Origin of the sequence: Microbispora sp. CL1-1 (assembly GCF_012034195.1) — a bacterium.
Taxonomy (GTDB): Bacteria; Actinomycetota; Actinomycetes; order Streptosporangiales; family Streptosporangiaceae; genus Microbispora.
In genome coordinates this window covers 1-24,376 of the sequence record NZ_JAATEK010000009.1, presented here as the reverse complement: position 1 = coordinate 24,376, position 24,376 = coordinate 1, and the positions used below count along the sequence as shown (strand labels likewise).

The following is a 24,376-nucleotide window of genomic DNA, read 5'->3' as shown; positions in this document are numbered from 1 at the left end:
TAGCGAACGCGTCAAGAACCTCAAGACCCCTCAGAGCAGGCGCTTTGCTGGTTAAAGGGCCGCCGGTCCGGCGGCCGGGCAAGCATCCGGATTTGAGGAAGTGAGATGGCCGACGTCATCTTCGTCGCCCTGACGGTCGCGATATTCGCGATCTGCGGGCTCGTGGTGAAGGCGGTGGAGCGCCTGTGAGCGCTGTCAACGCCGTGGGTCTGGTCGTGGCCGCCGGCCTGGTGGTCTTCATGGTCGCGGCCCTGCTGTTCCCGGAGCGTTTCTGATGTCGCCCACCACGGCCGGGATCCTGTTCATCGGATCCCTCGTCGTCGTCCTGGTGCTGACGCACCGGCCGCTCGGCGACTACATGCACCGCGTCTACAGCGGCACGCGGCACCTGGCCGTCGAACGAGTGATGTACCGGCTCATCGGGGTACGGCCGGACGCCGAGCAGCGGTGGAGCGTCTACGCCCGCAGCGTGCTCGCCTTCTCCGCCGTCTCGATCCTGTTCCTCTACGCCTTCCAGCGCCTGCAGGACAAGCTGCTGCTGAGCCTCGGCTTTCCCGGGGTGGCGGACCACGTGGCGTGGAACACCGCGGTCAGCTTCGTCACCAACACCAACTGGCAGGCGTACTCGGGTGAGTCCACGATGGGCCACCTGGTGCAGATGGCCGGCCTGGCGGTGCAGAACTTCGTGTCGGCCGCCGTCGGCATGGCCGTGGCGATCGCCCTGGTGCGCGGCTTCGCCCGCAAGCGGACGGACGAGCTCGGCAATTTCTGGGCTGACCTGGTGCGCGGCACGGTCCGCGTCCTGCTGCCGATCGCGTTCGCCGGGGCGCTCCTCCTGGTGGCCGGCGGCGTGATCCAGAACTTCGCGGGCGTCCACGAGGTCGCCACGCTGACCGGGGGCACGCAGGGCATCACCGGCGGGCCGGTGGCCGGCCAGGAGGTCATCAAGGAGCTCGGCAACAACGGCGGCGGCTTCTACAACGCCAACTCCGCCCACCCCTTCGAGAACGCGACCTCCTGGACGAACTGGCTGGAGATCTTCCTGATCCTCGTGCTGCCGTTCGCGCTGCCGCGCACGTTCGGGCGCATGGTGGGCGACCGGCGGCAGGGCTACGCGATCGTCGCGATCATGGGCGTGCTGGCCTTCGCGAGCGTCGCGCTGCTCACGGGGCTGGAGATCGCGCATCACGGCACCGTTCCGCAGGCGGTCGGCGCCGCGATGGAAGGCAAGGAGGTCAGGTTCGGCGTGCCCGACTCGGGCACCTTCGCCGCGGCCACGACGCTGACCTCGACCGGCGCGGTCGACTCCTTCCACGACTCCTACACCGCGCTCGGCGGCATGATGACGATGGTCGACATGATGCTGGGCGAGGTGGCGCCCGGCGGGGTGGGCGCGGGCCTGTACGGCATGCTCGTGCTCGCGGTGATCACCGTGTTCGTCGCCGGTCTCATGGTGGGCCGTACGCCGGAGTATCTGGGCAAGAAGATCGGCTCGCGCGAGATCAAGCTGGCCTCGCTCTACTTCCTGACCACGCCGGTGCTCGTGCTCGTGGGCACCGCCCTGGCCATGGCCTCGCCCGGGCAGCGGGCGAGCATGCTCAACTCCGGGCCGCACGGCCTGTCCGAAGTGCTCTACGCGTTCACCAGCGCCTCCAACAACAACGGGTCGGCGTTCGGCGGCATCACCGTGAACACCCCGTGGTACGACACCGCGCTCGGGCTGTGCATGGCCTTCGGCCGGTTCCTGCCGATCGTCTTCGTGCTCGGCCTCGCCGGTTCGCTGGCCAGGCAGGCCCCCGCACCGGCCTCGGCGGGCACGCTCCCAACCCACCGCCCGCAGTTCGTCGGCATGGTCGTCGGCGTGACGATCATCGTCGTGGCGCTGACCTTCCTCCCCGCTCTGGCGCTCGGCCCGCTCGCAGAAGGAATCCAGTGATGACAGTGCTCCAGGCGCCGGAAACCTCGGCTCCCGCACCCGCTCCGGAGATGGGCGGCAAGGTGGGCGGTGGTCTGCTCGACCCCAGGCAGCTCGTGCGGTCGCTGCCCGAGGCCCTGCGCAAGCTGAACCCCGCCACGCTGTGGCGCAACCCGGTGATGCTCATCGTCGAGGTCGGCGCGGCGTTCACCACCGTGCTCGCGCTCACCGATCCCTCGTTCTTCGCCTGGGCGATCGCGGTCTGGCTGTGGCTGACCGTCGTGTTCGCCAACCTGGCCGAGGCCGTGGCCGAGGGCCGGGGCAAGGCCCAGGCCGCCACGTTGCGGGCGGCCAAGCGCGACACGATGGCCCGGCGGCTGCCGGACCCGGCCGACCCCGGGCGCCGGGAGACGGTGGGCGCCCCCGAACTCCGGCAGGGCGACCATGTCATCGTCGAGGCCGGCGAGATCATCCCGGGCGACGGCGACGTGGTCGAGGGCATCGCCAGCGTGGACGAGTCGGCCATCACCGGGGAGTCCGCACCGGTGATCCGCGAGTCCGGCGGCGACCGCTCGGCCGTCACGGGCGGCACCAAGGTTCTGTCGGACCGGATCATCGTACGGATCACCCAGAAGCCGGGGGAGAGCTTCATCGACCGGATGATCGCCCTGGTCGAGGGTGCGAACCGGCAGAAGACCCCCAACGAGATCGCCCTCAACATCCTGCTGGCCGCACTCACGATCATCTTCTTGATCGCCACGGTGACCATGCAGCCGCTGGCGATCTACTCCAAGGCGCAGAACCCCGGTATCCCCGACTCCCTGGCACTGAACGGGAACGGCGTCACCGGCATCGTGCTGATCTCGCTGCTGGTCTGCCTCATCCCGACCACGATCGGGGCGCTGCTGTCGGCCATCGGCATCGCCGGCATGGACCGCCTGGTGCAGCGCAACGTGCTGGCCATGTCCGGCCGCGCGGTCGAGGCAGCCGGTGACGTCAGCACGCTGCTGCTCGACAAGACCGGCACGATCACCCTGGGCAACCGGCAGGCGGCCGAGTTCCTTCCGGTGCCCGGTGTGCCCGTCATGGAGCTCGCGCGGGCGGCGCAGCTGTCCAGCCTGGCGGACGAGACCCCCGAGGGCCGTTCGATCGTGGTCTACGCCAAGAACACCTTCGGCCTGCGCGAACGGCGGCCGGGCGAGCTGGCCCACGCCGGCTGGATTCCGTTCACCGCGCAGACCCGCATGTCCGGCGTCGACGTCGACGGGCGCCGGGTCCGCAAGGGCGCCGCGGCCGCCGTGATCAGGTGGGTGCGCGACAACGGCGGCCGGCCCTCCGCGTACGTCGGGCAGCTGGTCGACGGGATCTCCGCCTCCGGCGGCACGCCGCTCGTGGTGGGCGAGATCGATGGCTGCACGGCCCGGGTGCTCGGCGTCATCCACCTCAAGGACGTCGTCAAGACGGGCATGCGCGAGCGGTTCGACGAGATGCGCCGGATGGGCATCCGCACCGTCATGATCACCGGGGACAACCCGCTCACCGCCAAGGCCATCGCCGACGAGGCGGGCGTGGACGACTTCCTGGCCGAGGCGACCCCGGAGGACAAGCTCGCCCTGATCCGCAAGGAGCAGGAGGGCGGGCGGCTGGTCGCGATGACCGGCGACGGCACCAACGACGCCCCGGCGCTGGCCCAGGCCGACGTGGGGGTGGCGATGAACACCGGCACCTCGGCCGCCAAGGAGGCCGGGAACATGGTCGATCTCGACTCCAACCCGACCAAGCTCATCGAGATCGTCGAGATCGGCAAGCAACTGCTGATCACCCGGGGTGCGCTGACCACCTTCTCCATCGCCAACGACATCGCGAAGTATTTCGCGATCATCCCGGCCATGTTCGCCGCCGTCTATCCGGGCCTGGACACGCTGAACGTCATGCGGCTGCACAGCCCGCAGTCGGCCATCCTGTCCGCGGTCATCTTCAACGCCCTGGTCATCGTCGCGCTGATCCCGCTCGCCCTGCGCGGCGTGCGCTACCGCCCCTCCAGCGCGTCGAAACTGCTCAGCCGCAACCTCTACATCTACGGCCTCGGCGGGATCGTCGTCCCGTTCATCGGCATCAAGCTCATCGACCTGCTCATCATGTTCCTTCCGGGGATGTCATAAATGGAACGCCTGCCAAGCTGGATCCGCCGGCACATCGCGGCGCTGCGCGCGCTTCTCGTGCTCACCCTGGTGACCGGCGCGATATACCCGCTGCTGGTCACGGGCGTCGCGCAGGCCGTGTTCAACGGCAACGCCGACGGCTCCCTCCTCAAGGAGGGCGGCAAGGATGTGGGCAGCGCCCTCATCGGCCAGAGCTTCACCGACGCGGACGGCAACCCGATCAAAACGTACTTCCAGAGCCGCCCATCCGCGAGCGGTTACGATCCGTCGGCCTCGGGCGCGAGCAACCTCGGCCCGGAGGACGTCCTCGACACCCTCCCCGTGCCGGGCGCCAAGGACGACGAGGGGAACCCCGACACCGGCAGGCAGAGCCTGCTCACCCAGGTGTGCGCCCGGTCCAAGGCGATCGGCGAACTGGAGGGCGTCAGCGGGGCCAGGCCGTACTGCACGGCGGACGGCGTCGGCGCGGTGCTCAAGGTCTTCCCCGCCGCCGGCACACCCACGAAGGTCGTCAGCGTCAACCAGGCCTGTCCCGCCACGCCGTTCGTCCCGGTCTACGAAGGGGTGAAGGTCGAGTGCGGCAGGCCGGGCGAGGACTACTCGGCCGGGCGCACTGTGCCGGTGCGCGGCGACGCCCGCGCGGTCGTCCCGCCGGACGCCGTCACCGCGAGCGGCAGCGGCCTCGACCCGGACATCTCCATCGCGTACGCCGAACTGCAGGCCCCACGGGTGGCCAGGGAGCGCGGCGTCGGCCTGGACACCGTACGAGCTCTCATCAGGCGGCACACGACCGGCCGGGCGCTCGGGTTCATGGGAGAGCCCGGCGTGAACGTGCTGGAGCTCAACCTGGATCTCGACAGGCTGAAGAGATGAGCTGAAGGGCGCTCGGGCGGCCGCGCGTCCACCGCGGCGCGGCACCCGGGGCCGGCAGGACCCACGACCGCCCGGTGGCGAACGTCCGGCGTCTGGAGCCGGTGGACGGGGCGCCCGCTTAACCGGTGCAGGCAGGTGTAACTTTCATCGGCCGGGTCCTGGCACTAACCGGTTCACCACAGGTGAGAAGGCATGTGGGGAGATCGGGCCGGGCGGCGTGATTGCGGAGAGGGCCTCCGGGCGTATTCGGTGCGAACGCTCCCGTACGTACGCCCGATGAGGAAGTCCCCATGAGACGAGGGTTACGCCCACTCCACCTGCTCGTGTCGCCGGCTCTCGCCCTGACGGCGGGCATGGCGGCGGGCATGGCGGCGGGCATGGTGGCGTTCTCCCACACGGCCGCCGGCGCGGCGAGCTCCGGCTTCGTGCAGCGGTGTGGCATCCATTTCTGCCTGGACGGCAAGATGTACTACTTCGCGGGCGCGAACACCTACGACGTGTTCACCTACGGCGGCAGCTACGGCGACACCGAGACGCAGTACATGGACAAGGCGCGCATCGACGCGCACATGGCCGAGCTGCAGGCCGACAAGGTGAGCGTGCTGCGGCTGTGGATGTTCAGCCATGAGAGCCGGCACGGGTTCGAGCCCGGCAAGGGCGTGTACAACGACCAGCAGTTCGCGCTGTTCGACTACGTCATCGAGTCCGCCAAGGCGCACGACATCCGGCTCATCCCGGTGTTCGAGAACTACTGGGAGGCGTACGGCGGCATCGACACCCGGCTGAGGTGGGAGGGCCTGAGCGGCGGGCACCCCGGGCGCGCCGTCTTCTTCGACAAGACCAAGTGCCCGAGCTGCTTCACCCAGTACAAGAACTATGTCGACTACGCACTCAACCGCACGAACCACTACAGCGGGATCACCCGGCGCTCGCCGTGTTCCGGGCGCACTCGGCCCGGATGGCGGCCAAGAGCGGAGGCGCCGCCTCGCCCTCCCCGTCACCCACCGCCTCGCCCTCTCCGTCTCCCAGCGTGTCTCCCAGCGCGTCTCCCAGCGCGTCTCCGTCCGCCTCGCCCAGCCGGTCCCCGTCGCCACCGTCGCCGTCACCGTCTCCTTCCGCCGGCCCGTCCGTCTCCCCGTCTCCCTCTCCTTCGGCCCCGTCTCCCTCTCCTTCGGTTACGCCGACGTCGGTGCCCTGCACGGTGACGTACAAGACCAACGACTGGGGGAGCGGCTTCACCGCTGACGTGACGATCGCCAACGGCACGAGCAGCGCGCTCAACGGCTGGACCCTGGTGTTCGACTTCGCCGGAAACCAGAAGATCACCAACGCCTGGAACGGCACCGCCACCCAGTCCGGCACCCGGGTGACGGTGCAGAACGCGAGCTGGAACGGCGCGATCCCGGCCAACGGCGGCACGGCGAGCTTCGGTTTCCAGGCGAGCTACAGCGGATCCAACGCCGCCCCGGGCACGTTCACGCTCAACGGCGCCCCCTGCGTACGGAGGTGACCCCGCGACCGGCCCCGGCCGACGCGCGCGCTCGCGCCGCCCGGAACCGACGATGACTCAAGGGTGGTCGTCTCCGCCGAGGCGGTGCCTGGAGAACACCATGGGCGCCGGCACGGGACCAGGTCAGGCGGTGCGGCGGGAGCGGGTCAGAGCGAGCCCGCCGAGAAGCATGGCGATCGGCCCGGCCACCAGGTCCACCCAGCCCCCGACGATGCCGTAGCCGGTGCCGGGACCACCCTTGGCGGCGGCCACGACCAGCACGCCGATGATCGTGCAGGTCAGCCCCGCCGCCAGGGCCACGACGGCCCCCCTTCTCCCGGTGCCTGCACCGATTCGGCCCGCGGCGCGGGCCAGGGCCAGCCCGCCGACGACGACGCCGGCCAGCCCCAGCAGCGCCGCCGCCAGGGCCCAGAGACGCCCGGTGGTCAGGGTGTAGGCACCGACCGGCTGGACCAGAAAGCGCGCGGCCGCCGGTGTGGTGCGCCCCGCGATCGTGAGCAGGGCGGCGGTGGCGGCGGCGGGCAGGTGCAGAAGGGACATGGGGATCCTTTCGGTCGGCTGAACGGGCCCGCGGCATGCGCGTGCCGAGGCGCCGGTGCGGAGCGCCCGGGAGGGGCCTCACGGAAACCGATCGTCGCGCCGCCGGGGCGGCCGGGGCTTCCGGCAGCGGTCGGCACCGGCTACGCGGTTCCGCGTAGCCGGGCCGGACCCAGGTACGCCCCTGGCGGTAGGGCGGCCGCGCGTCCGGGCGGAGTGGCCCCGCACACGCGGAACCGTAGGATCGCGGCATGGAACACCGCGTGGCGTCGTTGCGCCTGCCGGCACCGGCGCAGGACGTGTTGCTCGCGCTGTTCGTCACGGTGGCGCAGGTGCAGGGCACGATCGTCCGCAACGCCGGCGAGGTGGTGCAGCGTCCCCTCACCGACCTGGGAAACCTCGGATATGTCCTGCTGGTCGTGAGCGGCGGCGTCGTCGCCGTACGCCGCCGGTGGCCGGTGCCGGTGTTCGTCACCGCCGCGCTCGCCAGCCTGGTGTACTACGGCCTCGGCTTCCCGGACGGGCCGGGCTGGCTCGGGCTCTTCGCCGCCCTCTACACGCTTGCCGCGTACGGGGACGGGCGCCGGTCGCTGGTGATCGCCGGGGCGGGTATCGCGGTGCTCACCGCCGTCTGGCTGGTCGCCGCGTCCGGCATCGAGCCACGCGCCGCCATCGGCTGGGTGTACTTCCGCATCGGCGCGTCGGTCATGAGCGCGGCCCTCGGCGAGTCCGTCCGGTCCCGGCAGGTCATCGCGGCCGAGGCCCGGGAGCGCGCCGAGCTGGCCGAGCGGACCCGCGAGGAGGAGGCGCGGGCGCGCGTGAACGCCGAACGGCTCCGGATCGCGCGCGAGGTCCACGACACCGTCGCGCACGCGATCGCGGTCATCAACGTCCAGTCCGGTGTCACCGCGCACGTGCTCGACAAGCGGCCGGAAGTGGCGCGCGAGGCGCTGCGCGCCATCGAGGAGCACAGTTCCCGGGCGCTGCGGGAGATGCGGGCCATCCTGGGAGTGCTCCGTGACGACGACGGCGACCACAACGAGGGGCGGGAGCCGTACCCCGGGCTGGGACAGATCGGCGAGCTGGCCGCCAAGGCGCGCGAGGCCGGACTCGACATCACGGTCGAGGAGGCTCCGCCCGCGACGTCGTTGCCGAGCGCGGTGGGCAGCGCCGCCTACCGGATCGTCCAGGAATCGATCACCAACGTGGTCCGTCACGTCGGCCCGACCCAGGTGACGGTGGAGCTGAACCCCGGGATCGAGGCCTTGGAGATCCGCGTCACCGATGAGGGCCGCCGCGCCGCCGCAGGTCATGCTGATCCGCGCCTGCCCGCCCGGCATCCGAGCGGCGTCGCAGGCTCGGCCGGGCCCGGCCGCGGCATCGCCGGCATGCGCGAGCGCTGCCGGCTGCTGGGCGGAGAGCTCGACGCCGGGCCGCTTCCGGGCGGCGGGTTCGAGGTCAGGGCACGCCTGCCCCTCGCGCCGACCGGGCCGCGCGCATGAACGCGGCCGAGGCCGCACCGATCAAGGTGCTGATCGCCGATGACGAGCGTCTGGTGCGTTCCGGGTTCAAGGTCCTGCTCGACATCGAGGACGACATCACGGTGGTGGGGGAGGCCACCGACGGCGCCGAAGCCGTCGAACGGGCCCGTGCCACCCGCCCCGACGTCGTCCTCATGGACATCCGCATGCCCAGGCTGGACGGGATCCAGGCGACCGCCCGGATTTCCGAGACGCGCGGGCTGGAGCAGGTGCGGGTGCTCATCCTCACCACCTACGACACCGACGAGTATGTGTTCGACGCACTGCAGGCCGGGGCGAGCGGCTTCCTGCTCAAGGACGCCGGGCCTGCCGAGCTCCTGCACGCCATCCGGGTGATCGCCGCCGGGGACGCGCTGCTCGCGCCGCGGATCACCCGGCGCCTCATCGGCCGGTTCGCCGCGCTGCGAACGGCCGCCCGGGCGGGGGAGGACCGCCTCGCGGTGCTGACCGAGCGCGAGCGCGAGGTGCTGGCCCTGGTGGGACGGGGGCTGAGCAACCACGAGATCGGCGCCGAGTTGTTCCTCAGCCCGGCCACCGCGCGCACCCACGTCAGCCGCGCGATGGCGAAGCTGGGCGCGCGCGACCGCGCGCAACTGGTCGTCATCGCCTATCAGACAGGACTGGTCGGCCCCGCGATGTGAGGCACGGCCGGGTCGCGCTCGTGCGGCGGCTGGGGGCCGTGCCGCCACCGCCCGCACCGCACCGGCGTTTCAGGTGGGCGCCGCAGGTGCGGCAACCGCACCTCTTGACGACTGCGGGCGGCGGAAGCACAAATTTATTTGCGCAAATTATCTCGTGGATTTGCTACGCTGTCGGGCGTGAGCAAGAAGACGGGCCGGATCACCGACCCAACGGTCCTCAAGGTCATCGCCCACCCCGCACGGCTACGGCTGTACGAGGTCCTGGTGGCGGACGGGCCGGCGACCGCCGCCCAACTGGCCAGACATGTCCCCGGGGCGCCCGGCTCGCTGAGCTACCACCTGCGCAGGCTCGCCGCCCACGGCTTCATCGAGGAGGCGCCCGACCTGTGCGAGGACGGGCGGGAGCGCTGGTGGCGGGCGATACCGGGCGGCGTCCGCTGGTCCCCGGAGGACTTCGCGGACAGCCCGGGGGCGCAGGAGGTGGCGGCGACCGCGCAGCGGGTGCTCATCGGGCGCCACATCGATCGGCTGCAGGAATGGCTGGCCGACGGTCCGCAGCGCTGGGGAACCGCCTGGGCGTCGGCGGCGAAGAGCACCGACAGCGTGCTCCGCCTCACACCCGACGAGCTGCGCGAGCTCGGCAGGGAACTCGACGCCGTCATCGAACGATGGGCCGGACGCCCCGACGGCCCGGGTCGAGACCACGTGTTCCTGTTCCTGCACGCCTTTCCCATCGCAGGGTCCGCACCCGCGAGCGACACGGGCACCGAGCCCCGGTAGGCCCAGACCTCATCCCCCTTCTCCCCAGGAACACCGCCATGCCGCACGACAGCAGGTCGCAACGACGATTGCCACGGCCCCTGAGCCCTACCGGACGGCAGCGGACTGAGCGGCCGGCGGGAGTACTGCGCGCGCCGGGCTTCGGCCGTTATCTCACCGGGTTCGGCATGTCGTTGGTGGGCGACCAGATCTGGTTCATCGCCTTGGGCTGGGCGGCGGCCCGCACGGGAGACCCCCGGCAGGCGGCACTCGTCATGACGGCCGCGTCCGTTCCCCGGGCGGTGCTGATCCTGCTCGGGGGGACGGTCGCCGACCGCTACGGTCCCTTGCGGGTGACCCTGGCGAGCCAGACGCTGCGCGCCGCCCTCATGCTCGCCTTCGCCGTCGCGGTGGTGACGGCATCCGCGCCGCACCTCTGGTTGCTGATCGGGGTGGCGCTGCTGTTCGGCGCACTGGACGCCGCCCACATGCCCGCCGCAGCGGCGCTGCCGCCCGCGTTGCTGCAGCCGCGGCAGCTGCCCGCAGGTCAGGGACTCGTCCAGACTCTGGAACGAACGGCCACGGTGCTCGGGGCTCCGCTCGGGGGGATTCTCGTCGCCGCCGGCGGCCCCGGTCTGGCCGCCGCCGCCAACGCCGCGCTGTTCACCGCCGCGCTGCTGCTGTTGCGCTCCCTGCGGCTCCGCGTACGACCGCAGCCGGACGAGCCGGAGAACCCTCGTGAAAAGGAGAACCTGTTCGCGTCCCTGTGGACCGGACTGCGCTACGCCGCCACCACACCCGTCCTCGGCCCCGTGTTGCTGGTCGTCACCACCTTGAATCTCGCGCTCTCCGCCCCCCTCAACGTCGGCGTGGCGCTGCTGGCCGAAAACCGTGGGTGGAACGCGACCGGCTTCAGCCTCGTCATCAGCGGATTCGGCATCGGAGCCGTCGCCGGTGCGCTGCTTCTCGTGGCTCTCCCGCCCGCGCGCAAACCGGCCGTCACGGGATTGCGCTGGGTCGCCGCGGGCGCCGCCTTCGTCGCGCTGCTGCCGTTCGTGCCCGGCCTCCCGCTCGCGGCCGTCGCGGCCGCCGGGCTCGGGTTCACCTCGGGACCCGCGGGCGCACTGCTCCTCGGAGTCGTCCAGGCCAACACCGGCCATGCCTACCTGGGGCGCGTCATGGCACTGGTCAGCTTCTCCGCCCTCGGGCTGGTGCCCGTCTCCTACACCGTCTTCGCCGTCATGGTCGAGCGCTTCAGCCTCCACGCGGCGTTCGGCGCCTGCGCGATCGCCGAAATCGCCGCCACCGGGGTAGCCCTCGGCACCCGATCGATCCGCGCGGCCACCACACCCCGCGAAGACCCGGCGGATCGTCACCACCCTGCATGAGGTCCGGTGCTGCGGGAGCCATCACGAGACCGAGCGGCCGCTTTTCCTTCGTGTTCGGCCCGGAGACGCAGGCGACGGCCACTAGGGTGGGCGGGTCGACGCGACGGGAACGGCGCATGACGCGTTCCCTGCTCGTGTCCGTACGCCACGCCCACCCGGGAGACGCGACACGATGTCCAGCCACAGGGCCACCGTCGACGTGGTGGTGCTCACCATGAACGACCGGCCCGAGGGAGGGCACGGGCAGCGCCGCCCCATGTCGTGGGCCACCGTGGTGCGGCTCACCCTGGCGGGCCGCCCCCCGATCATCTGACCCCGCGGGCCGAACGCGCACGATCCCCGCCGGCCGGGTCCGGCCGGCGGGGACGAGCCGCCGCTAGCGGGCCGTGAGGGTCCAGAGGTGGTCGGCGGTGCCGTTGTCCTCCCACTGGAGGACCTGGGCGCCGGGCGACTTGCTCATGCCGTTGACGCCGAGCAGCAGACCGCTGTTGTAGTTGCGGATCTTGTAGCGGCCGTTCCCGTCCGGTAGGAACGACCACAGATGGTCGGCGGTGCCGTTGTCACCCCAGATCAGGGCCGTACCGCCGTTGCCGGTGCTCATGTTGGTGATGCCGAGGAGCAGCCCGCTCGCCCTGTTGACGATCTTGTAGAGGCCGGAGCCGCTGTCGACGAGGGTCCACGTCTGGGTGGCGCTGGACGAGGGAGTGGCCTGGTCGACCAGGGTGCCCTGGCCGGTGCCGGAGTTCAGCGTGTCCAGGGCGAGGCCGCTGTTCACGTTCCTGATCTGGTACGACCCGGCCAGCGAGGTGCCGGGGTTGCCGCCGCCGCTGCCCGGAGTGACGACCAGGTGATATCCGTAGGTGGCGTTCATCGCCGGGATGGGCACGGTGATCGAGCCGTTGTTCACGGTGTAGTTCGACTCGGCCAGCGTGCTGGGTCCGGAGACGGCCACCGTACGGCCGGGGGAGGGGGTGTACTCGACCTTCACATGGGCGGTCCCGCCGAAGGAGCCGAGCCCGTTGATCGCCACGGCGCTGTCACCGGAGCCGCCTCCGACGATGACGCTGAGCTGGTCGCCCGCGCTGTTCATCGCCGCGGCACCGTCGATGCCGGTCTGCGCGGGCGGCGTGGTCGTCACCATGTTGCCGCTCATGTCGGCGTACCACTTGTAGAGCCAGTAGGCGCCGTTGGGCGAGCCGCCGCGGCCGGTGAGCAGGTCGCCGAGCGTGCCGGACTGGTTCCAGAACGCCAGCTCGGCGTCGTGGACGCCCAGCCGCTCGAACTTGGCGATGTACCCGACGAGGGCGCCGGGGATGCCGACCTCCGATGGGGCGGCGTACTCCTCGATGGCGATCGGACGCGGGCTGATGCCGTACTTCTTCTCGAGGTTGACGACCGTGGCGATGTCGCCGGCGATCTTCGAGGACCTGATCAGCTCATGCCAGGCGATGATGTCCGGCACGGTGTTGGTCGCGACCGCGTTCCTCAGGAAGTTGTCCATGTCGCTGATGTTGTCCGAGAAGCTCGGCCCCTGGATCGGGGTCGTCGGGTCCTTGGCCCGCACCTCACGGTAGGTCCTGGTCCAGAAGTCCTCGAAGGTGCCGTTCGCCGAGTTCCAGGTGTTGTCCGACTCGTTCCACAGCTCGTACGCGGCGAGGTTGGTGATGCCGGACGCCTTGGTCTGCGCGATCTGCTGGTCGACCAGGCTGAACCAGTTGCTCCAGCTGAACTGGTATGGCCAGCCCGCGTACACGTCGGACAGCCGGTTCACGACCTTCGCGCCGGCCCTGGCCGCCTTCGGGGCGACGGTCAGGATGTCGCCCGTCGGCTGCTGCCTGCCGCCCTGCGGCTTCTGCACGAAGGTGTTCGGCTTGATGGCCTGGGCGAGGTTGTCCGCCGGCGTCGACGCGTCCGCCAGGCCGTACAGCGAGCCGCTCGCCACGTGCGTCACCGGACGGAAGGGCTGGTCGGCGTTGACCACCAGCGTGGTCGAGGGACTCGCGGCGGCGCCGGCGGGGGCGGCGGCGAGGGTCGCGCCGGCCGCGCTGAGGGCGAGCGAGGTGAGCAGGGCGGCGGCCTGCCCGGCTCTGGATCTGGTCGTCTTCATGCGTCTCTCCTGGGGAGTGTGGGGGTGTCCGCGGAGTGGACCGCGGGGGCGTCGGCGGGCGACGAGGATGACGCGGGGCGCACAACCCGGGCTGAGCAACTGTGCGCAAAGGTTTTCCGAGCCGGAAACGTACGATGAACTTGTCCGGCCGTCAAGACTGTCCGCCATGCGGCTTTCTTTCTGCACACGATTTCCCGACGTGGACAGCAGGGGCATCGGGACCACCGCAGAGGTGGAGGCAAAGGATTGCGTACGCCGGAATCGAGCCGTACGATCGCGTCGGCGAGCCTCCGCGAAAACCGGCCTGGCCAGGGGATTTCCCCGGCCGCCCGCCGCCGGAGGCTCCTCGTCGGCCGAGCGGGCGCATGCCGGGAGGCTTCACCGGCGACGCTCGGGATGAGTGAGCGTGAAAATTTCGCTCATATCGCGATAGCTTTCTGGGCATCCTGCCGTAAGATCTCGGAGCTCAGGACGTGAGATCGCCGCCGTCCCGCCTGGGGTGACCCTGATTCGCCCGGAGGATTTCACGTAACTTTCATCGCCTTCGCCGGCGTCCGTTCCGTCGTATGTCGCCGGTAACCAGGGCCGATCTGTCGAGACGACCTGCGGGGTGAAAGCGGCTTTACCCGCGTCGTTGACAGCCCCGCAGGTTCGAGCCGACACTTTCGCCGTCTGTCCGATAATTTCGCCCGCTACGAAGGGTCTCGACCGCTGTCGATCCGGATCGCGGACCGCGACAGGGTCCTCAGATCGGCGGCCGTGTGACGACCGGCCAACCTCCGCCGCGGCGCTGCGGGGGCCGCCACCCCGGCCGTCGGCACCACGTCGCTCCGGCCGCCGTCGGCCCGTTGAGGAGGAGGCGCGTACATGAATCACCTTCCCGTCCGGATGAGAAGCCGCGGGTCCGGCGGCGTACGGCTGTTCATCGGCCGTGTCTGCGCCGTGGCGCTGGCCGCTGCCGTGGCGTTGCTGCCCGGTGTCGCCAACGCGGCCGTGACGACGAACCAGACCGGCACCAACAACGGATACTTCTATTCGTTCTGGACCGACAGCCAGGGCACGGTCTCCATGGAGCTGGGCTCCGGCGGAAACTACAGCACCTCCTGGCGCAACACCGGCAACTTCGTCGCCGGCAAGGGCTGGAACCCCGGCGGGCGCCGTACGGTGACCTACTCGGGCAGCTTCAACCCGTCGGGCAACGCCTACCTGGCGCTGTACGGGTGGACGAGGAACCCGCTGGTGGAGTACTACATCGTCGACAACTGGGGCACCTACCGGCCCACCGGGACGTACAAGGGCACCGTCACCTCCGACGGCGGCACGTACGACATCTACCAGACGACGCGTTACAACGCGCCGTCCATCGAGGGCACCCGGACGTTCAACCAGTACTGGAGCGTCCGGCAGCAGAAGCGGACCGGCGGCACCATCACCATCGGCAACCACTTCGACGCCTGGGCCCGCGCCGGCATGTCGCTCGGCAGCCACGACTACCAGATCCTCGCCACCGAGGGCTACCAGAGCAGCGGCAACTCCAACATCACCATCGGCGGCACGACCGATCCGTCGCCCTCGCCCTCGCCCTCGCCCTCGCCCCGCCCCTCGCCCACGGTCTCGCCGTCCTCGCCGGGAGGCAACACCGGCCCGTGCCGTGTGTCCTACACCAAGAACGAGTGGAACAACGGCTTCACCGCCGAAGTGAACATCACCAACACCGGCAGCGGCACGATCAACGGCTGGACGCTGGCCTGGTCGTTCTCCGGCGGCCAGCAGATCACCAACTCCTGGAACGCCACCGTGAGCCAGAGCGGCTCGTCGGTGACCGCGCGCAACATGTCCTACAACGGCTCGCTGGCCCCCGGCGCCAGCACGTCGTTCGGGTTCCAGGGCACCCACTCGGGCAACAACCCGAACCCCTCGGCCTTCAGCCTCAACGGCTCGGCCTGCACCACCGGCTGACCAGCACCACACAGCGTGGCGGGAGCGGGCGCCCTCGGGCCCCGCTCCCGTCCGCACGTCCGGCCTCTGGCGGAAACCACCCCGGCGGACGGAACCGCCCGTGCCGTACGGAACCGCGTCTGCCGGCGGGGGTGACCCGGCCGGCGATCCCCGGCCTGATGGTCGAGCTTGAGGGGACCGCCGTCGCCTGACGCGGCCATGCCGCCTCCGCCCGTGCCGCCTCCGACCGTGCCCCTCCGCCCGTGCCGCCTCCGGAAGGGCTGCCGGAGGCGGCACTTACAGGCGCGGTCGGCCGGGCCCGGCTCGTGCGGATGCTCGCTACCTGTCGAGCAGATCAAGCCTGCGCTCGAGGTCGTTCCCGTTTCCTGTACGGCCGGCGTCGTGGACGCGGGATCACGCTGGTCAGCGACCGATCAGCGTGAGGGGCGGGGCGACGACATCAGCCCGCCGCGTGCGCGTAGCACCTCGCGGCCGCGTTGCGAATCGGGGAAACGGCCGAGCATCGCGCGCAGCTCGGCCGCGCCCACGTTCGCGCCGAACGGCTCCGTTCCCGGCTCCATCCGTACGCCCTCGGCGAGCGGGCCGGCGGCCACCGGGTCGAAACCGAGCGCGTCCACGATCGAGGCGGCCACCTCGACGTCGTCCGGGTCGTCGCCCGCGATGGCGATCGCGCGGCGGCCGGGAGCGCCGGTGGGACGGGCGCCTTCCTCCAGGTCGTGGTAGCCCATGTGGTTGAAGGCCTTGACGACCCGGGAACGCGACAGGAACGCCTGAACGATCTCGCTGGAGGACGTGCGGGGGTCGGTGAGGTCGTCCCGCACCCCGTCCACCTCCGGCCAGTGGTTCATCGCGTCGAGCACGAGCCTGCCCCGCAGCGCCTCGGCGGGGACGTCGCGGTGCTTGCCGAGCGGCAGGGCCAGCACCACGACGTCCGCCTCTGACGCCGCCTCCGCCGCGGTCACCGCGACCGCCCCGGGCGTGACGACCTCGACGACGAGGGAGATCCGTGCGGCCTCCCCGGAGCCCGCGATCAGGACGCGGTAGCCTGCCGCGACGGCGAGGCGGGCCAGCACGGTGCCGACCTTGCCGGCGCCGAGGATGCCGATGGTGCGGACGTCGCCGGGTTTCATGGTCGCTCCGGATCGCCGGCGGCTCACGCGTGCACCGCGTCCGCGGCGAGCAGTTCGCGTACGCGCGGGGCGACCTCGCGGCCGAGCAGCTCGATCGTGCGGGCGCGGGCGTCGCGAGGAAGGTGCATGATGTCGTATTTGAGGTCGAAACGGCTCAGGCGCAGGTCGCGGGCCATCCTGACGATCTTGCGGGCGACCGTCTCGGGCGATCCGACGAAGAGCGCGCCGTGCTCGATCTCGGCCTCGTACCGCTCCCGGTCGGGCGCGTAGAAGCCGCGCTCGGCCGCGAAGTCCTCGACCACCGGCCGCCAGTAGCGCCACCAGGTCTCGACGGCCTCCTCGTCGGTGTCCGCGACGAGGCCGAGCGAGTGCTGGCCGATCGGCAGCTCGGGGTGTCCGAAGCGGCCGAGCGCCGTGAGGTAGAGCTCGACGTTCCTCGCGAACCGCTGCGGCCGTCCGCCGATGATGGCCATCATGAGCGGCAGGCCGTGCCGGGCGGCGCGCACCACGGAGTCGGGGCTGCCCCCCACGCCGATCCAGGTGGGGATGCCTCCCGGCCGCATCCGGGGATGCAGGAGCCGCCCGGTGAGCGGCGCCCGCACCGTGCCCGACCAGGTCACCCGCTCCTCGCGTTCGAGCCGCAGGAAGAGATCGAGCTTCTCCTCGAAGAGCCGCTCGTAGTCGGCCAGGTCGTAGCCGAACAGCGAGAACGACTCGGTCACGGAGGCGCGGCCCAGCACGATCCGGGCCCGGCCGTCCGACACCGCGTCGAGGGTGGAGAACTCCTGGTAGAGCCGCACCGGGTCGTTCGTGCTCAGCACCGTCACGGACGTGCCGAGCCCGATGCGCCGGGTGGCGGTGGCCATCGCGGCGAGGAGCACCGGGGTCGCGGAGTCGTTGTGCCCGTCCCGGTAGTGTTCCCCGACGCTGAAGACGTCGAGCCCCACCGACTCGGCGAGCCGGGCCTCCTCCACGAGCAGGCGTACGGTCTCGGCGTCGTCGAGCACGCGCCCGCCGTCCGTCGCCACCTCCCCGAACGAGTTGAGTCCCAGCTCGAAGCGTGGGTGGCCGATTTCGCCGGCGGTCATGGTGTCTCCCCGTCCCGGCATGCCAGACATATCGATCATCTCCCCGTACGTGTGCCGGCGGCATGGAGCAGCGCTCCCCGCCGGCCTCGATGACGTGCGGATACCTGGTTACACGCCGATGATCGGTAACTTCAATCGAACCCTGGTCACATGAAGGGAACCGGCCGGGGGCTCAGCCGAGATCGTCGGGGTCGGCGCCGGCCGCCGTGTCGAAGGCGTGGCGGTTGGCGCGGATCGTGTCCTGGTTGTCGGCCGCCCACCGGGTGAGCGCCAGGACGGGCTCGGACAGGGTGCGTCCGAACGGGGTGACCTCATACTCGACCCGGGGCGGGACCTCCGCGTAGATCACGCGCTTGACCAGGCCGTCACGCTCCAGGCCGCGCAACGTCAGCGTCAGCATGCGGCGGGAGATGCCGGGGGCCGTACGCAGCAGCTCGGTGAAGCGCATCGGCCCGTTGCCGAGCAGCCCGATGAGGATCAGGCTCCACTTGTCGCCGATCCGGTCCAGCACGGATCGCAGGACGTCCGGGTCGTGCTCCAGGCAGGATCTGCCCAGCGAGCGCAGCACCCTGTCCGCCTCGGCCTGGTGGGACATAGGGCTCCCGCCTCCTCCGTCACCCGAGGTGATCACATTCTGTCGCCCTGAGAGGTCGTCAAAGCGTACATCGGTGACGAAATGTGACCACCCTGGCTCGGTCACGTAACGGCATGCCTCACATAGCGGCCCTGACGTAGCGACGCAGCGTGGCGGCCTCACCGGCCGGCATACCGGGGTCGTCGCCGGGGACGAACCCGAGTGCCGTGCCGATCCTCCTGCCGGTCGATGCCAGCGTGCCCATGACCGCCCGCCACACGGTGGTCGAGATGGCGATCCGCGGCCGTGGGTCACCGGCTGAAGACGTCTGCGGCGGCCGGCACCCGCCGCCACTGCTGCTCGGCTGGTGAGCCAGAACAGCGGCGAGCGCCTCGACGTCGCCAGTGGCTCCACCGCCGACGGGGCGACCGTCATCCAGTACACCTGCGGCAGCGGCACCGACCAGCAGTGGACCCGCACCGAGTCGTGACCCGCGGGCGGCCTACTGGAGGTAGGCCGCCAGGCCGAGCCCCTGGTCCCGTACGGCACCGGCGACGAGGCCGGCGATCTGACGGGCGCCCGCGGCCTCGAAGTGGGTGTGGTCGTTGGCGAAGAAGGCGCCGACCGGGCCCGAGGTGTAGTCGCCGTTGAACGGGCAGAAGTGGAGGCTGTTGTAGAGCGTGTAGCTCAACTTATGGAGGTCGATCACCGGGGCGCCGGTGGCGGAGCCGACGGTGAAGGTGTCGGTGACGAAGCCGCGGTTGGGAGTGGCGGTGCTCCCGCTGCAGGTCAGGGCGGCCACCGGGGTCACGAGCACCGGGTTCGCGCCGCGCTGCTGTGCGGCGCGGACCATGGTGGTGAGCAGCTCGCGATAGCGGGCGGCGCCGACGTGGCGGGGACAGGACGGGTCGCCGTCGTTGATGCCGAACTGGATGAACAGATAGTCGCCCGCCTTCATCCCGGTCGAGGCGTCGAGCATCGACTGCCACCGGGAGGCGTAGGCGGTCGAGCTGAGCGCGCACTCGCCGCTGGAGTTCATGCTGTTGGTGACGGCCGACTCGTACAGCCAGGTCTGGACGCTGCGGCCGCCGACGGCGTTGTTGACGACGGTGGCGTTCGTGGTCAGGTACTGACCGAGCTCCCGGCCCCAGCCGACGATGGGGGCGCCGGAGCTGTTGGCGACGGTGGAGTCGCCGGCCAGCCATACGGTGATCCGCCCCTGGGCCGGAGTGGGGCTCGGTGTCGGGCTGGGGCTGGGGGAGCGGGTCGGCGAGGCGCTGGGGCTGGGGCTGGGGGAGCCGGTGACGCCGCCCGTGCAGGTGACCCCGTTGAGCGTGAAGCTCGCCGGTGCGGGGTTGGCGGAGCTCCACGAGCCGTTGAACCCGAAGCTCACCGACGCGTTGCTCGCGATGGTGGGGTTGTAGTCCACGTTCACGGCGGTGACGGCGGACCCGGTCTGGGTGACCGCCGCGTTCCACGCCTGGGTGATCCGCTGGCCCGCGGTGAACGACCAGCCGAGGGTCCAGCCGTTGATCGTGTCGCCAAGGTTGGTCACCGTGACGTCCGCGCCGAATCCGCCGGGCCACTGGTTGGTGATCCGGTAGGTGACGGCGCATCCGGTGGCGGCGTCGGCGGGCGCCGCGCCCGCCACCCATGTGAGCGCTCCCGTCAGCACGGCCGCGGCCGAGGTGACCAGGGCGGCGGCTCGTCGCCTCAACGTGCTCATCGGCATTCTCGCTTTCTCCGGGTCGGGGTCTGCCGGACCGTGTGACGGCGGTCCGTCCGGTCGCACCGGCCGCCGCGCCCCCGGGCGGGTGCGGCGGCCGGCGTCGCCGGGCTCATATGGCCCGGCATCCGGCGCTGCCGGGCTTGTACGGCCCGGCGTCCCGGGCTTATACGGCCCGGCATCCGGCGTCGTTGAGGGTGAAGGAGCCCGGCGCGTGGTTGGCGCCGTTCCAGGTCGCGGTGAAGCCCACGGTCGCGGACGCACCGGGGGCGAGCGCCGGGCTCCACGACGGCCCGGTGACGGTGACGGTCGGCCCGGTCTGGGTGAACGTGCCGTTCCATCCCTGGCCGATCTGCTGGCCGTCGGGGAAGGTCCAGCGCAGCGCCCACGGGCTCACCGTGCCGGACCCGGTGTTGGTGACCTGTACGTCGGCCTGGAATCCGCCGGGCCACTGGTTGGTCACGGTGTAGCGCACCTCGCACGCCGCGGCCGGGCCGCCCGGTGTGGTGCTGGGGGACGGGGAGGCGGTCGGTGTCCGCGTCGGGCTCGGGCTTGGCGTGGGGGTGGGCGTGGGGATGGGTGTGGAAGTCGGGGTGGGGGTGAGGGTCGGAGTAGGGGTCGTGCGCGGCGGGAGGTGGTCGGCCACGATCGGCGCCAGCCTGGCCGCGATGGCGCGGTGCCCGGCGTCGTTGGGGTGGACGTTGTCGGACAGGCCGTCGGGCGGCACCCACCCGTCCGTGGGAACGAAGAAGACGTTGCGGTCACCGGCGTCGTTGACGGTCCGCACCGCGGCCTGGGTCTGCGGGACGAACCGCCCGCGGAAGGTCTGCAGGGCCAGGATCGCGGCCCTCGGGTACTTGCCGCGGATCGTGCGCAGCAGGCCGGTGTAGGAGTCCTGGAACTGGGCCGTGGACACGCCGTGCCCCACGTCGTTGGTGCCGAGGTTGATCACGACGACGTCCGCCTGGTAGCGCGAGAAGTCGTGGTCGGGGGCCCCGTCGACGGCGCTGACCTTCACGAAGCGCCGGTCCAGGCCGACGCATCCGTCGGCGGTGGTGACCAGGCAGGCGCCGCCCTCCGCGACCTGCATGTGGTCGAGCCCGAGCTGCTCGCCGACCAGCCAGCCGTACGCGGTGAGGGCGTTCTTCGAGGTGGTGGTGCCGACGGTGATGGAGTCGCCGACGAACTCGACCATGCCGCCGGCCGGACGCGCGGGCAGGGTGCGCGCGCCCGGGTCGAGGACCAGGCCCTGGAACACCGCGTCGCCGTGGTAGGAGCCCGCCACCACGCGGTAGGACACGCGCAGGGTGTGGTCGCCGGCCGGGAGCGGGGTGGGGGTGAGGTCGACCGTGCCCCGCACGTTCTGCAGGTAGACGTCGGGGCGGCCGTCGATGCTGTAGTAGAGGTCGATGGCGTTGCGCTGCTTCAGCTTGACGGTGGTGCCGGTGAAACCGGTGGTCAGGTAGGCACCGGCCCACCCCGGGACGTAGGCGGAGCCGTCGCGGACGTCCCAGCGGCCGACGAAGCGGATGTTCGGGTCGGCAGGCGTCCCGTCACCTGCGGCGGCCTGGGCTCCGGGCGGCGCCGCGACCATGATCGCGAGCGCGGCGGTCAGTACGGTGACGAGCGCGGTCGCGAGAGCGGCGGCCACGACGGCGAGGCGCATGGGTTTCATGGCGCTCCGTTTCTCCTGGGGTGGGTTCGCCGAGGGGGTCGAACGCGTCAGTACCCCTGGGCGGGCGTACGCGTGGGCGAGGGAGGCCGGTCTGCCGGGGCGATGGTCGTTCATCGGCTCGTTCGCCGGACCGCCGGGGCGCGGGACGTGAAACATTCATGTGGACGAGGCGATTCGCTTCCGGGCCGGCGCCGCGCGCGGCGTACTTCCGGTCGCTCCGGAGGCGGGTCCCACCGGCCCGGAACGCGGGTCGCGCCGCAGGTCATGCTCGCCCGCGAACGGTCGTGACGCTGGGGTCTTCCCACGTGGGCCTCCGGACGGACGGACGCGAGGACGGGGGACATCAGGTCTGGGAACGTTCACAGGATGAGAGTTGTCCCGTGCGACGTCAACGACCGTTAAACGGTCGCCTCTGGGGCCCCTTTTTGTGCTTATGCGCCGACGCTTCTCGGCAGGCCGCTGGTGGGCTACTGTGCACGTTCACAGAACCTCGTGAGGCGGAGACGTGTCCCGATGTCCCGCCCTACCGGAGTGCCCCGCGTACGGCGGGGACGATCCGTGTCCTGTGGAGGCTGGGAGAGACATGAAGAGACGTGGTCTCGCTGTGCCGCTGTGCGCGGCGGCGATGATGGCGGGGGCCGGTGTCGTCGCGGCGTCACCGGCCTCGGCGGCGAGCGGGTGCAGTGTCACCTACGCGGTCAGCAGCGAGTGGCCGGGTGGTTTCGGGACGAACATCACGATCAGCAACCTGGGCGACCCGATCTCCTCGTGGACGCTCGTGTGGTCCTATCCGGCGGGGCAGCAGGTGACGCAGGCGTGGAACGCGACCGTCACCCAGAGCGGATCGCAGGTCACCGCGACCAACGCCGCCTACAACGGGTCGGTGGGCACCGGCGGCAGCGTCTCCTTCGGCTTCAACGGCTCGTGGTCCGGGAGCAACCCGGCGCCGACGGGCTTCACCCTCAACGGCACGCCGTGCACGGGCGGCGTGACCGGTTCACCCAGCCCAACCGCGAGCCCGTCTCCGAGCCCGTCTCCGAGCCCGCCTCCGAGCGCGTCGCCAAGCCCGTCCCCGAGCCCGTCACCGAGCGCGTCGCCAAGCCCGTCACCGAGCCCGTCCCCGAGCCCGTCCCCGAGCCCGTCCCCGAGCCCGTCTCCGGGCGGGAAGAGGCTGACCATGCTGGGGGCGGACGTGTCCACCCTGCAGCGTGCCGGCGACCTGGGCGCGAGGTACTACGACGCGTCCGGCGCGCAGCGGGACCCGCTCGACATCCTCAAGGACATCGGGGTGAACTACGTCCGGCTGCGGATCTGGAACAACCCGGCCAGCGGCTACAACAACAAGGCCAAGGTGCTGCAGTACGCCAAGACCGTGAAGGCCAAGGGCCTGAAGCTGCTGGTCGACTTCCACTACTCCGACACCTGGGCGGATCCCGGCAAGCAGTACAAGCCGGCGGCGTGGGCGAGCCACGGGATCGGCCAGTTGCAGACCGACGTCTACAACTACACCTACGACGTGTGCTCCAGCCTCAAGGCGCAGGGCACCACCCCTGACAGCGTGCAGATCGGCAACGAAATCAACGTGGGCATGCTGTGGAATGACGGCAAGGTCGTCAACAACGACTTCACCAACCTGAGCCTGCTGCTCAAGGCCGGCTATAACGCGACGAAGGCGTGCAACTCCGGCACCCAGGTGATCATCCACACCGCCGACGCGGACAGCGACGCGAACGCCCGCTGGTTCTACGACGGCATCAGGGCCAAGGGCGTGTCGTGGGACATCACCGGCCTGTCGTACTACTGCTACTGGCACGGCACGATGCCCAACATGGCGGGCGTGGTCGCCGACATGAAGTCCCGCTACGGCAAGGACGTGATCCTCGCCGAGACGGCCTATCCCTACACCACGGCCAACGGCGACGGCACCCCCAACGTGATCTCCTCCTCCGAGCCGTGCTCCGGATATCAGGCGACGCCCGCGGGGCAGGCGGCCAACTTCACGGCGGTGCAGACAACCGCCCGCGACGCGGGCGCGATCGGCGTCTTCTACTGGGAGCCGACCTGGTACGCCGTGCCCGGCAACGGCTGGGACCCGGCCGACATCAACGGCTCCGGCGACGGCTGGGACAACCAGGCGATCTTCGACAGGAACGGCCGCCTCAACCCCAACGTTCGCTGGACGCCGTAAAGCCCCCGTGACCCGGGTGGTCCGCCTGGGACCACCCGGGTCACGGATCGGGGATCAGGCCGCCGATCAGGGCGAGGTTCTTGACGGCGGCCAGGCCGTACTGGGCGGTGGCGTTGGTGGACACCCACGGGGCCTGCTCCGTCGGGTTGAAGCGTGGAGGCGACCTTCTCTGCCCGCCACGGCAGGTCCGGCCCGTAGCCGTCGCCCGTGTAGAACTCCTGCCACACCCGGGCGGCCAGGTCGTCCCGCTTGAGCCGGGCTGCGGCGTACGCGGTGAGCCGGGTGGTGGCCCTTATACCGGGGAGCGGCCTCTCTAGCCTTCACGGAGCCTGCGTTGCCGGCGAGCCCTTCCGGCCTGCACCTCCGGATCGCGCACCTGGACCGTACGCCCCTGGCGACAGCCCGGAAGCCTCTGCGAATCATCTCCGGGCACAACGCTTCTGGCCGTCGCGGTGCCCTCGTGCCGGGCGTGACCTTTCCAGCCTTCACGGAGCCCGCGTTGCCGGCGACCCTTCTGGCCTGCACACCCGGCCCGTACACCTGGACTGCACGCCGCGACGACAGCCGGAAGGTTTTGCGAGCCGTCTTTGGACGGGACGTCGT

General features: G+C 70.9%; 22 protein-coding genes. 14 read left to right on the top strand and 8 right to left on the bottom strand.

Features of this window, described 5'->3' with window-relative positions; translation table 11 throughout:
* The first annotated feature begins 185 nt into the window (after positions 1–185).
* The 6 genes from kdpF to HCK04_RS42285 all read left to right on the top strand — a co-directional run bounded on the left by kdpF (position 186) and on the right by HCK04_RS42285 (position 6,460).
* Positions 186–275 (top strand): K(+)-transporting ATPase subunit F, encoded by a 90-nt coding sequence (gene kdpF / locus HCK04_RS42295; protein WP_142647549.1) that lies wholly within the window; start codon positions 186–188, stop codon positions 273–275.
* Complete coding sequence (kdpA, locus tag HCK04_RS13525) at positions 275–1,936, top strand: potassium-transporting ATPase subunit KdpA (RefSeq protein ID WP_142647547.1); 1,662 nt, start codon at positions 275–277, stop codon at positions 1,934–1,936. Before kdpF ends, kdpA begins: the two co-directional genes overlap by 1 nt.
* A 50-nt stretch (positions 1,937–1,986) precedes the next feature.
* Complete coding sequence (gene kdpB, locus HCK04_RS13520; RefSeq protein ID WP_142647820.1) at positions 1,987–4,077, top strand: potassium-transporting ATPase subunit KdpB; 2,091 nt, start codon at positions 1,987–1,989, stop codon at positions 4,075–4,077.
* A complete protein-coding gene (locus HCK04_RS13515; RefSeq protein ID WP_142647545.1) occupies positions 4,078–4,950 on the top strand; it encodes a potassium-transporting ATPase subunit C in 873 nt (290 codons plus the stop codon).
* Positions 4,951–5,240: 290 nt separating this feature from the next.
* Positions 5,241–6,155 (top strand): hypothetical protein, encoded by a 915-nt coding sequence (locus HCK04_RS42290; protein WP_240971391.1) that lies wholly within the window; start codon positions 5,241–5,243, stop codon positions 6,153–6,155.
* Positions 6,140–6,460 (top strand): cellulose-binding domain-containing protein, encoded by a 321-nt coding sequence (locus HCK04_RS42285; protein ID WP_260617247.1) that lies wholly within the window; start codon positions 6,140–6,142, stop codon positions 6,458–6,460. The genes HCK04_RS42290 and HCK04_RS42285 overlap by 16 nt, the downstream gene beginning before the upstream one ends.
* A gap of 123 nt (positions 6,461–6,583) precedes the next feature.
* Here HCK04_RS42285 and HCK04_RS13505 read toward each other — a convergent pair whose 3' ends face one another.
* Positions 6,584–7,000, bottom strand: a complete 417-nt coding sequence (locus tag HCK04_RS13505; RefSeq protein ID WP_221889914.1) for a DUF6223 family protein — start codon at positions 6,998–7,000, stop codon at positions 6,584–6,586.
* A 248-nt stretch (positions 7,001–7,248) separates the two neighbouring features.
* Between HCK04_RS13505 and HCK04_RS13500 the strand changes: the two genes are divergently transcribed.
* The 5 genes from HCK04_RS13500 (at position 7,249) to HCK04_RS41050 (ending at position 11,639) form a co-directional block, all read left to right on the top strand.
* Positions 7,249–8,499, top strand: coding sequence for a sensor histidine kinase (locus tag HCK04_RS13500; protein ID WP_142647541.1), 1,251 nt, complete (start codon positions 7,249–7,251; stop codon positions 8,497–8,499).
* Positions 8,496–9,179 carry a response regulator transcription factor gene (locus HCK04_RS13495; protein WP_142647539.1) on the top strand — a complete coding sequence of 228 codons (684 nt, stop codon included), beginning with the start codon at positions 8,496–8,498 and terminating at the stop codon, positions 9,177–9,179. The genes HCK04_RS13500 and HCK04_RS13495 overlap by 4 nt, the downstream gene beginning before the upstream one ends.
* Before the next feature lie 177 nt (positions 9,180–9,356).
* Positions 9,357–9,959: a helix-turn-helix domain-containing protein gene (locus HCK04_RS13490; protein ID WP_142647537.1), complete on the top strand. Its 603-nt coding sequence runs from the start codon at positions 9,357–9,359 to the stop codon at positions 9,957–9,959.
* A gap of 167 nt (positions 9,960–10,126) precedes the next feature.
* Entirely contained in the window at positions 10,127–11,326 is a 1,200-nt protein-coding gene (locus tag HCK04_RS13485) for an MFS transporter (RefSeq protein WP_168065907.1), read from the top strand.
* Between the two features lie 172 nt (positions 11,327–11,498).
* Entirely contained in the window at positions 11,499–11,639 is a 141-nt protein-coding gene (locus tag HCK04_RS41050) for a hypothetical protein (protein WP_205830212.1), read from the top strand.
* 63 nt (positions 11,640–11,702) lie between these two features.
* On the opposite strand, the gene HCK04_RS13475 is transcribed toward HCK04_RS41050, so the two are convergent.
* On the bottom strand, positions 11,703–13,433 hold the full coding sequence (locus HCK04_RS13475) for an RICIN domain-containing protein (RefSeq protein WP_142647534.1): 1,731 nt from the start codon (positions 13,431–13,433) through the stop codon (positions 11,703–11,705).
* 867 nt (positions 13,434–14,300) lie between these two features.
* Between HCK04_RS13475 and HCK04_RS13470 the strand changes: the two genes are divergently transcribed.
* Positions 14,301–15,392, top strand: a complete 1,092-nt coding sequence (locus tag HCK04_RS13470; protein WP_142647532.1) for a glycoside hydrolase family 11 protein — start codon at positions 14,301–14,303, stop codon at positions 15,390–15,392.
* A gap of 413 nt (positions 15,393–15,805) precedes the next feature.
* Here HCK04_RS13470 and HCK04_RS13465 read toward each other — a convergent pair whose 3' ends face one another.
* The 4 genes from HCK04_RS13465 to HCK04_RS43560 all read right to left on the bottom strand — a co-directional run bounded on the left by HCK04_RS13465 (position 15,806) and on the right by HCK04_RS43560 (position 18,449).
* Positions 15,806–16,522 carry an NAD(P)-binding domain-containing protein gene (locus tag HCK04_RS13465; protein ID WP_142647530.1) on the bottom strand — a complete coding sequence of 239 codons (717 nt, stop codon included), beginning with the start codon at positions 16,520–16,522 and terminating at the stop codon, positions 15,806–15,808.
* Positions 16,523–16,545: 23 nt separating this feature from the next.
* Positions 16,546–17,610 (bottom strand): LLM class flavin-dependent oxidoreductase, encoded by a 1,065-nt coding sequence (locus HCK04_RS13460; protein ID WP_142647528.1) that lies wholly within the window; start codon positions 17,608–17,610, stop codon positions 16,546–16,548.
* A 172-nt stretch (positions 17,611–17,782) separates the two neighbouring features.
* A complete protein-coding gene (locus HCK04_RS13455) occupies positions 17,783–18,205 on the bottom strand; it encodes a helix-turn-helix domain-containing protein (protein ID WP_142647526.1) in 423 nt (140 codons plus the stop codon).
* Between the two features lie 118 nt (positions 18,206–18,323).
* Positions 18,324–18,449 (bottom strand): hypothetical protein, encoded by a 126-nt coding sequence (locus HCK04_RS43560; RefSeq protein WP_260617246.1) that lies wholly within the window; start codon positions 18,447–18,449, stop codon positions 18,324–18,326.
* Positions 18,450–18,551: 102 nt separating this feature from the next.
* Here HCK04_RS43560 and HCK04_RS13450 point away from each other — a divergent pair, with 102 nt between their 5' ends.
* Positions 18,552–18,674 carry an RICIN domain-containing protein gene (locus HCK04_RS13450; protein ID WP_205830211.1) on the top strand — a complete coding sequence of 41 codons (123 nt, stop codon included), beginning with the start codon at positions 18,552–18,554 and terminating at the stop codon, positions 18,672–18,674.
* Positions 18,675–18,686: 12 nt separating this feature from the next.
* On the opposite strand, the gene HCK04_RS43555 is transcribed toward HCK04_RS13450, so the two are convergent.
* A complete protein-coding gene (locus HCK04_RS43555) occupies positions 18,687–19,910 on the bottom strand; it encodes a cellulose binding domain-containing protein (RefSeq protein WP_142647522.1) in 1,224 nt (407 codons plus the stop codon).
* A 166-nt stretch (positions 19,911–20,076) separates the two neighbouring features.
* Positions 20,077–21,585, bottom strand: coding sequence for a cellulose binding domain-containing protein (locus HCK04_RS13440; protein WP_205830210.1), 1,509 nt, complete (start codon positions 21,583–21,585; stop codon positions 20,077–20,079).
* A gap of 583 nt (positions 21,586–22,168) precedes the next feature.
* On the opposite strand from HCK04_RS13440, the gene HCK04_RS41045 reads away from it, so the two are divergent.
* Positions 22,169–23,773 (top strand): glycosyl hydrolase 53 family protein, encoded by a 1,605-nt coding sequence (locus HCK04_RS41045; RefSeq protein WP_185948972.1) that lies wholly within the window; start codon positions 22,169–22,171, stop codon positions 23,771–23,773.
* Positions 23,774–24,376 lie beyond the last annotated feature (603 nt).

Excerpts from the sequence above, each read along its gene's own strand:
- kdpA (WP_142647547.1), top strand. The coding sequence starts at position 275 with ATGTCGCCCACCACGGCCGGGATCCTGTTCATCGGATCCCTCGTCGTC.
- kdpB (WP_142647820.1), top strand. The coding sequence starts at position 1,987 with ATGGGCGGCAAGGTGGGCGGTGGTCTGCTCGACCCCAGGCAGCTCGTG.
- HCK04_RS13515 (WP_142647545.1), top strand. The coding sequence starts at position 4,078 with ATGGAACGCCTGCCAAGCTGGATCCGCCGGCACATCGCGGCGCTGCGC.
- HCK04_RS42290 (WP_240971391.1), top strand. The coding sequence starts at position 5,241 with ATGAGACGAGGGTTACGCCCACTCCACCTGCTCGTGTCGCCGGCTCTC.
- HCK04_RS13505 (WP_221889914.1), bottom strand. The coding sequence starts at position 7,000 with ATGTCCCTTCTGCACCTGCCCGCCGCCGCCACCGCCGCCCTGCTCACG.
- HCK04_RS13500 (WP_142647541.1), top strand. The coding sequence starts at position 7,249 with ATGGAACACCGCGTGGCGTCGTTGCGCCTGCCGGCACCGGCGCAGGAC.
- HCK04_RS13495 (WP_142647539.1), top strand. The coding sequence starts at position 8,496 with ATGAACGCGGCCGAGGCCGCACCGATCAAGGTGCTGATCGCCGATGAC.
- HCK04_RS13485 (WP_168065907.1), top strand. The coding sequence starts at position 10,127 with ATGTCGTTGGTGGGCGACCAGATCTGGTTCATCGCCTTGGGCTGGGCG.
- HCK04_RS41050 (WP_205830212.1), top strand. The coding sequence starts at position 11,499 with ATGTCCAGCCACAGGGCCACCGTCGACGTGGTGGTGCTCACCATGAAC.
- HCK04_RS13475 (WP_142647534.1), bottom strand. The coding sequence starts at position 13,433 with ATGAAGACGACCAGATCCAGAGCCGGGCAGGCCGCCGCCCTGCTCACC.
- HCK04_RS13470 (WP_142647532.1), top strand. The coding sequence starts at position 14,301 with ATGAATCACCTTCCCGTCCGGATGAGAAGCCGCGGGTCCGGCGGCGTA.
- HCK04_RS13465 (WP_142647530.1), bottom strand. The coding sequence starts at position 16,522 with ATGAAACCCGGCGACGTCCGCACCATCGGCATCCTCGGCGCCGGCAAG.
- HCK04_RS13460 (WP_142647528.1), bottom strand. The coding sequence starts at position 17,610 with ATGACCGCCGGCGAAATCGGCCACCCACGCTTCGAGCTGGGACTCAAC.
- HCK04_RS13455 (WP_142647526.1), bottom strand. The coding sequence starts at position 18,205 with ATGTCCCACCAGGCCGAGGCGGACAGGGTGCTGCGCTCGCTGGGCAGA.
- HCK04_RS43560 (WP_260617246.1), bottom strand. The coding sequence starts at position 18,449 with ATGGGCACGCTGGCATCGACCGGCAGGAGGATCGGCACGGCACTCGGG.
- HCK04_RS43555 (WP_142647522.1), bottom strand. The coding sequence starts at position 19,910 with ATGAGCACGTTGAGGCGACGAGCCGCCGCCCTGGTCACCTCGGCCGCG.
- HCK04_RS13440 (WP_205830210.1), bottom strand. The coding sequence starts at position 21,585 with ATGAAACCCATGCGCCTCGCCGTCGTGGCCGCCGCTCTCGCGACCGCG.
- HCK04_RS41045 (WP_185948972.1), top strand. The coding sequence starts at position 22,169 with ATGAAGAGACGTGGTCTCGCTGTGCCGCTGTGCGCGGCGGCGATGATG.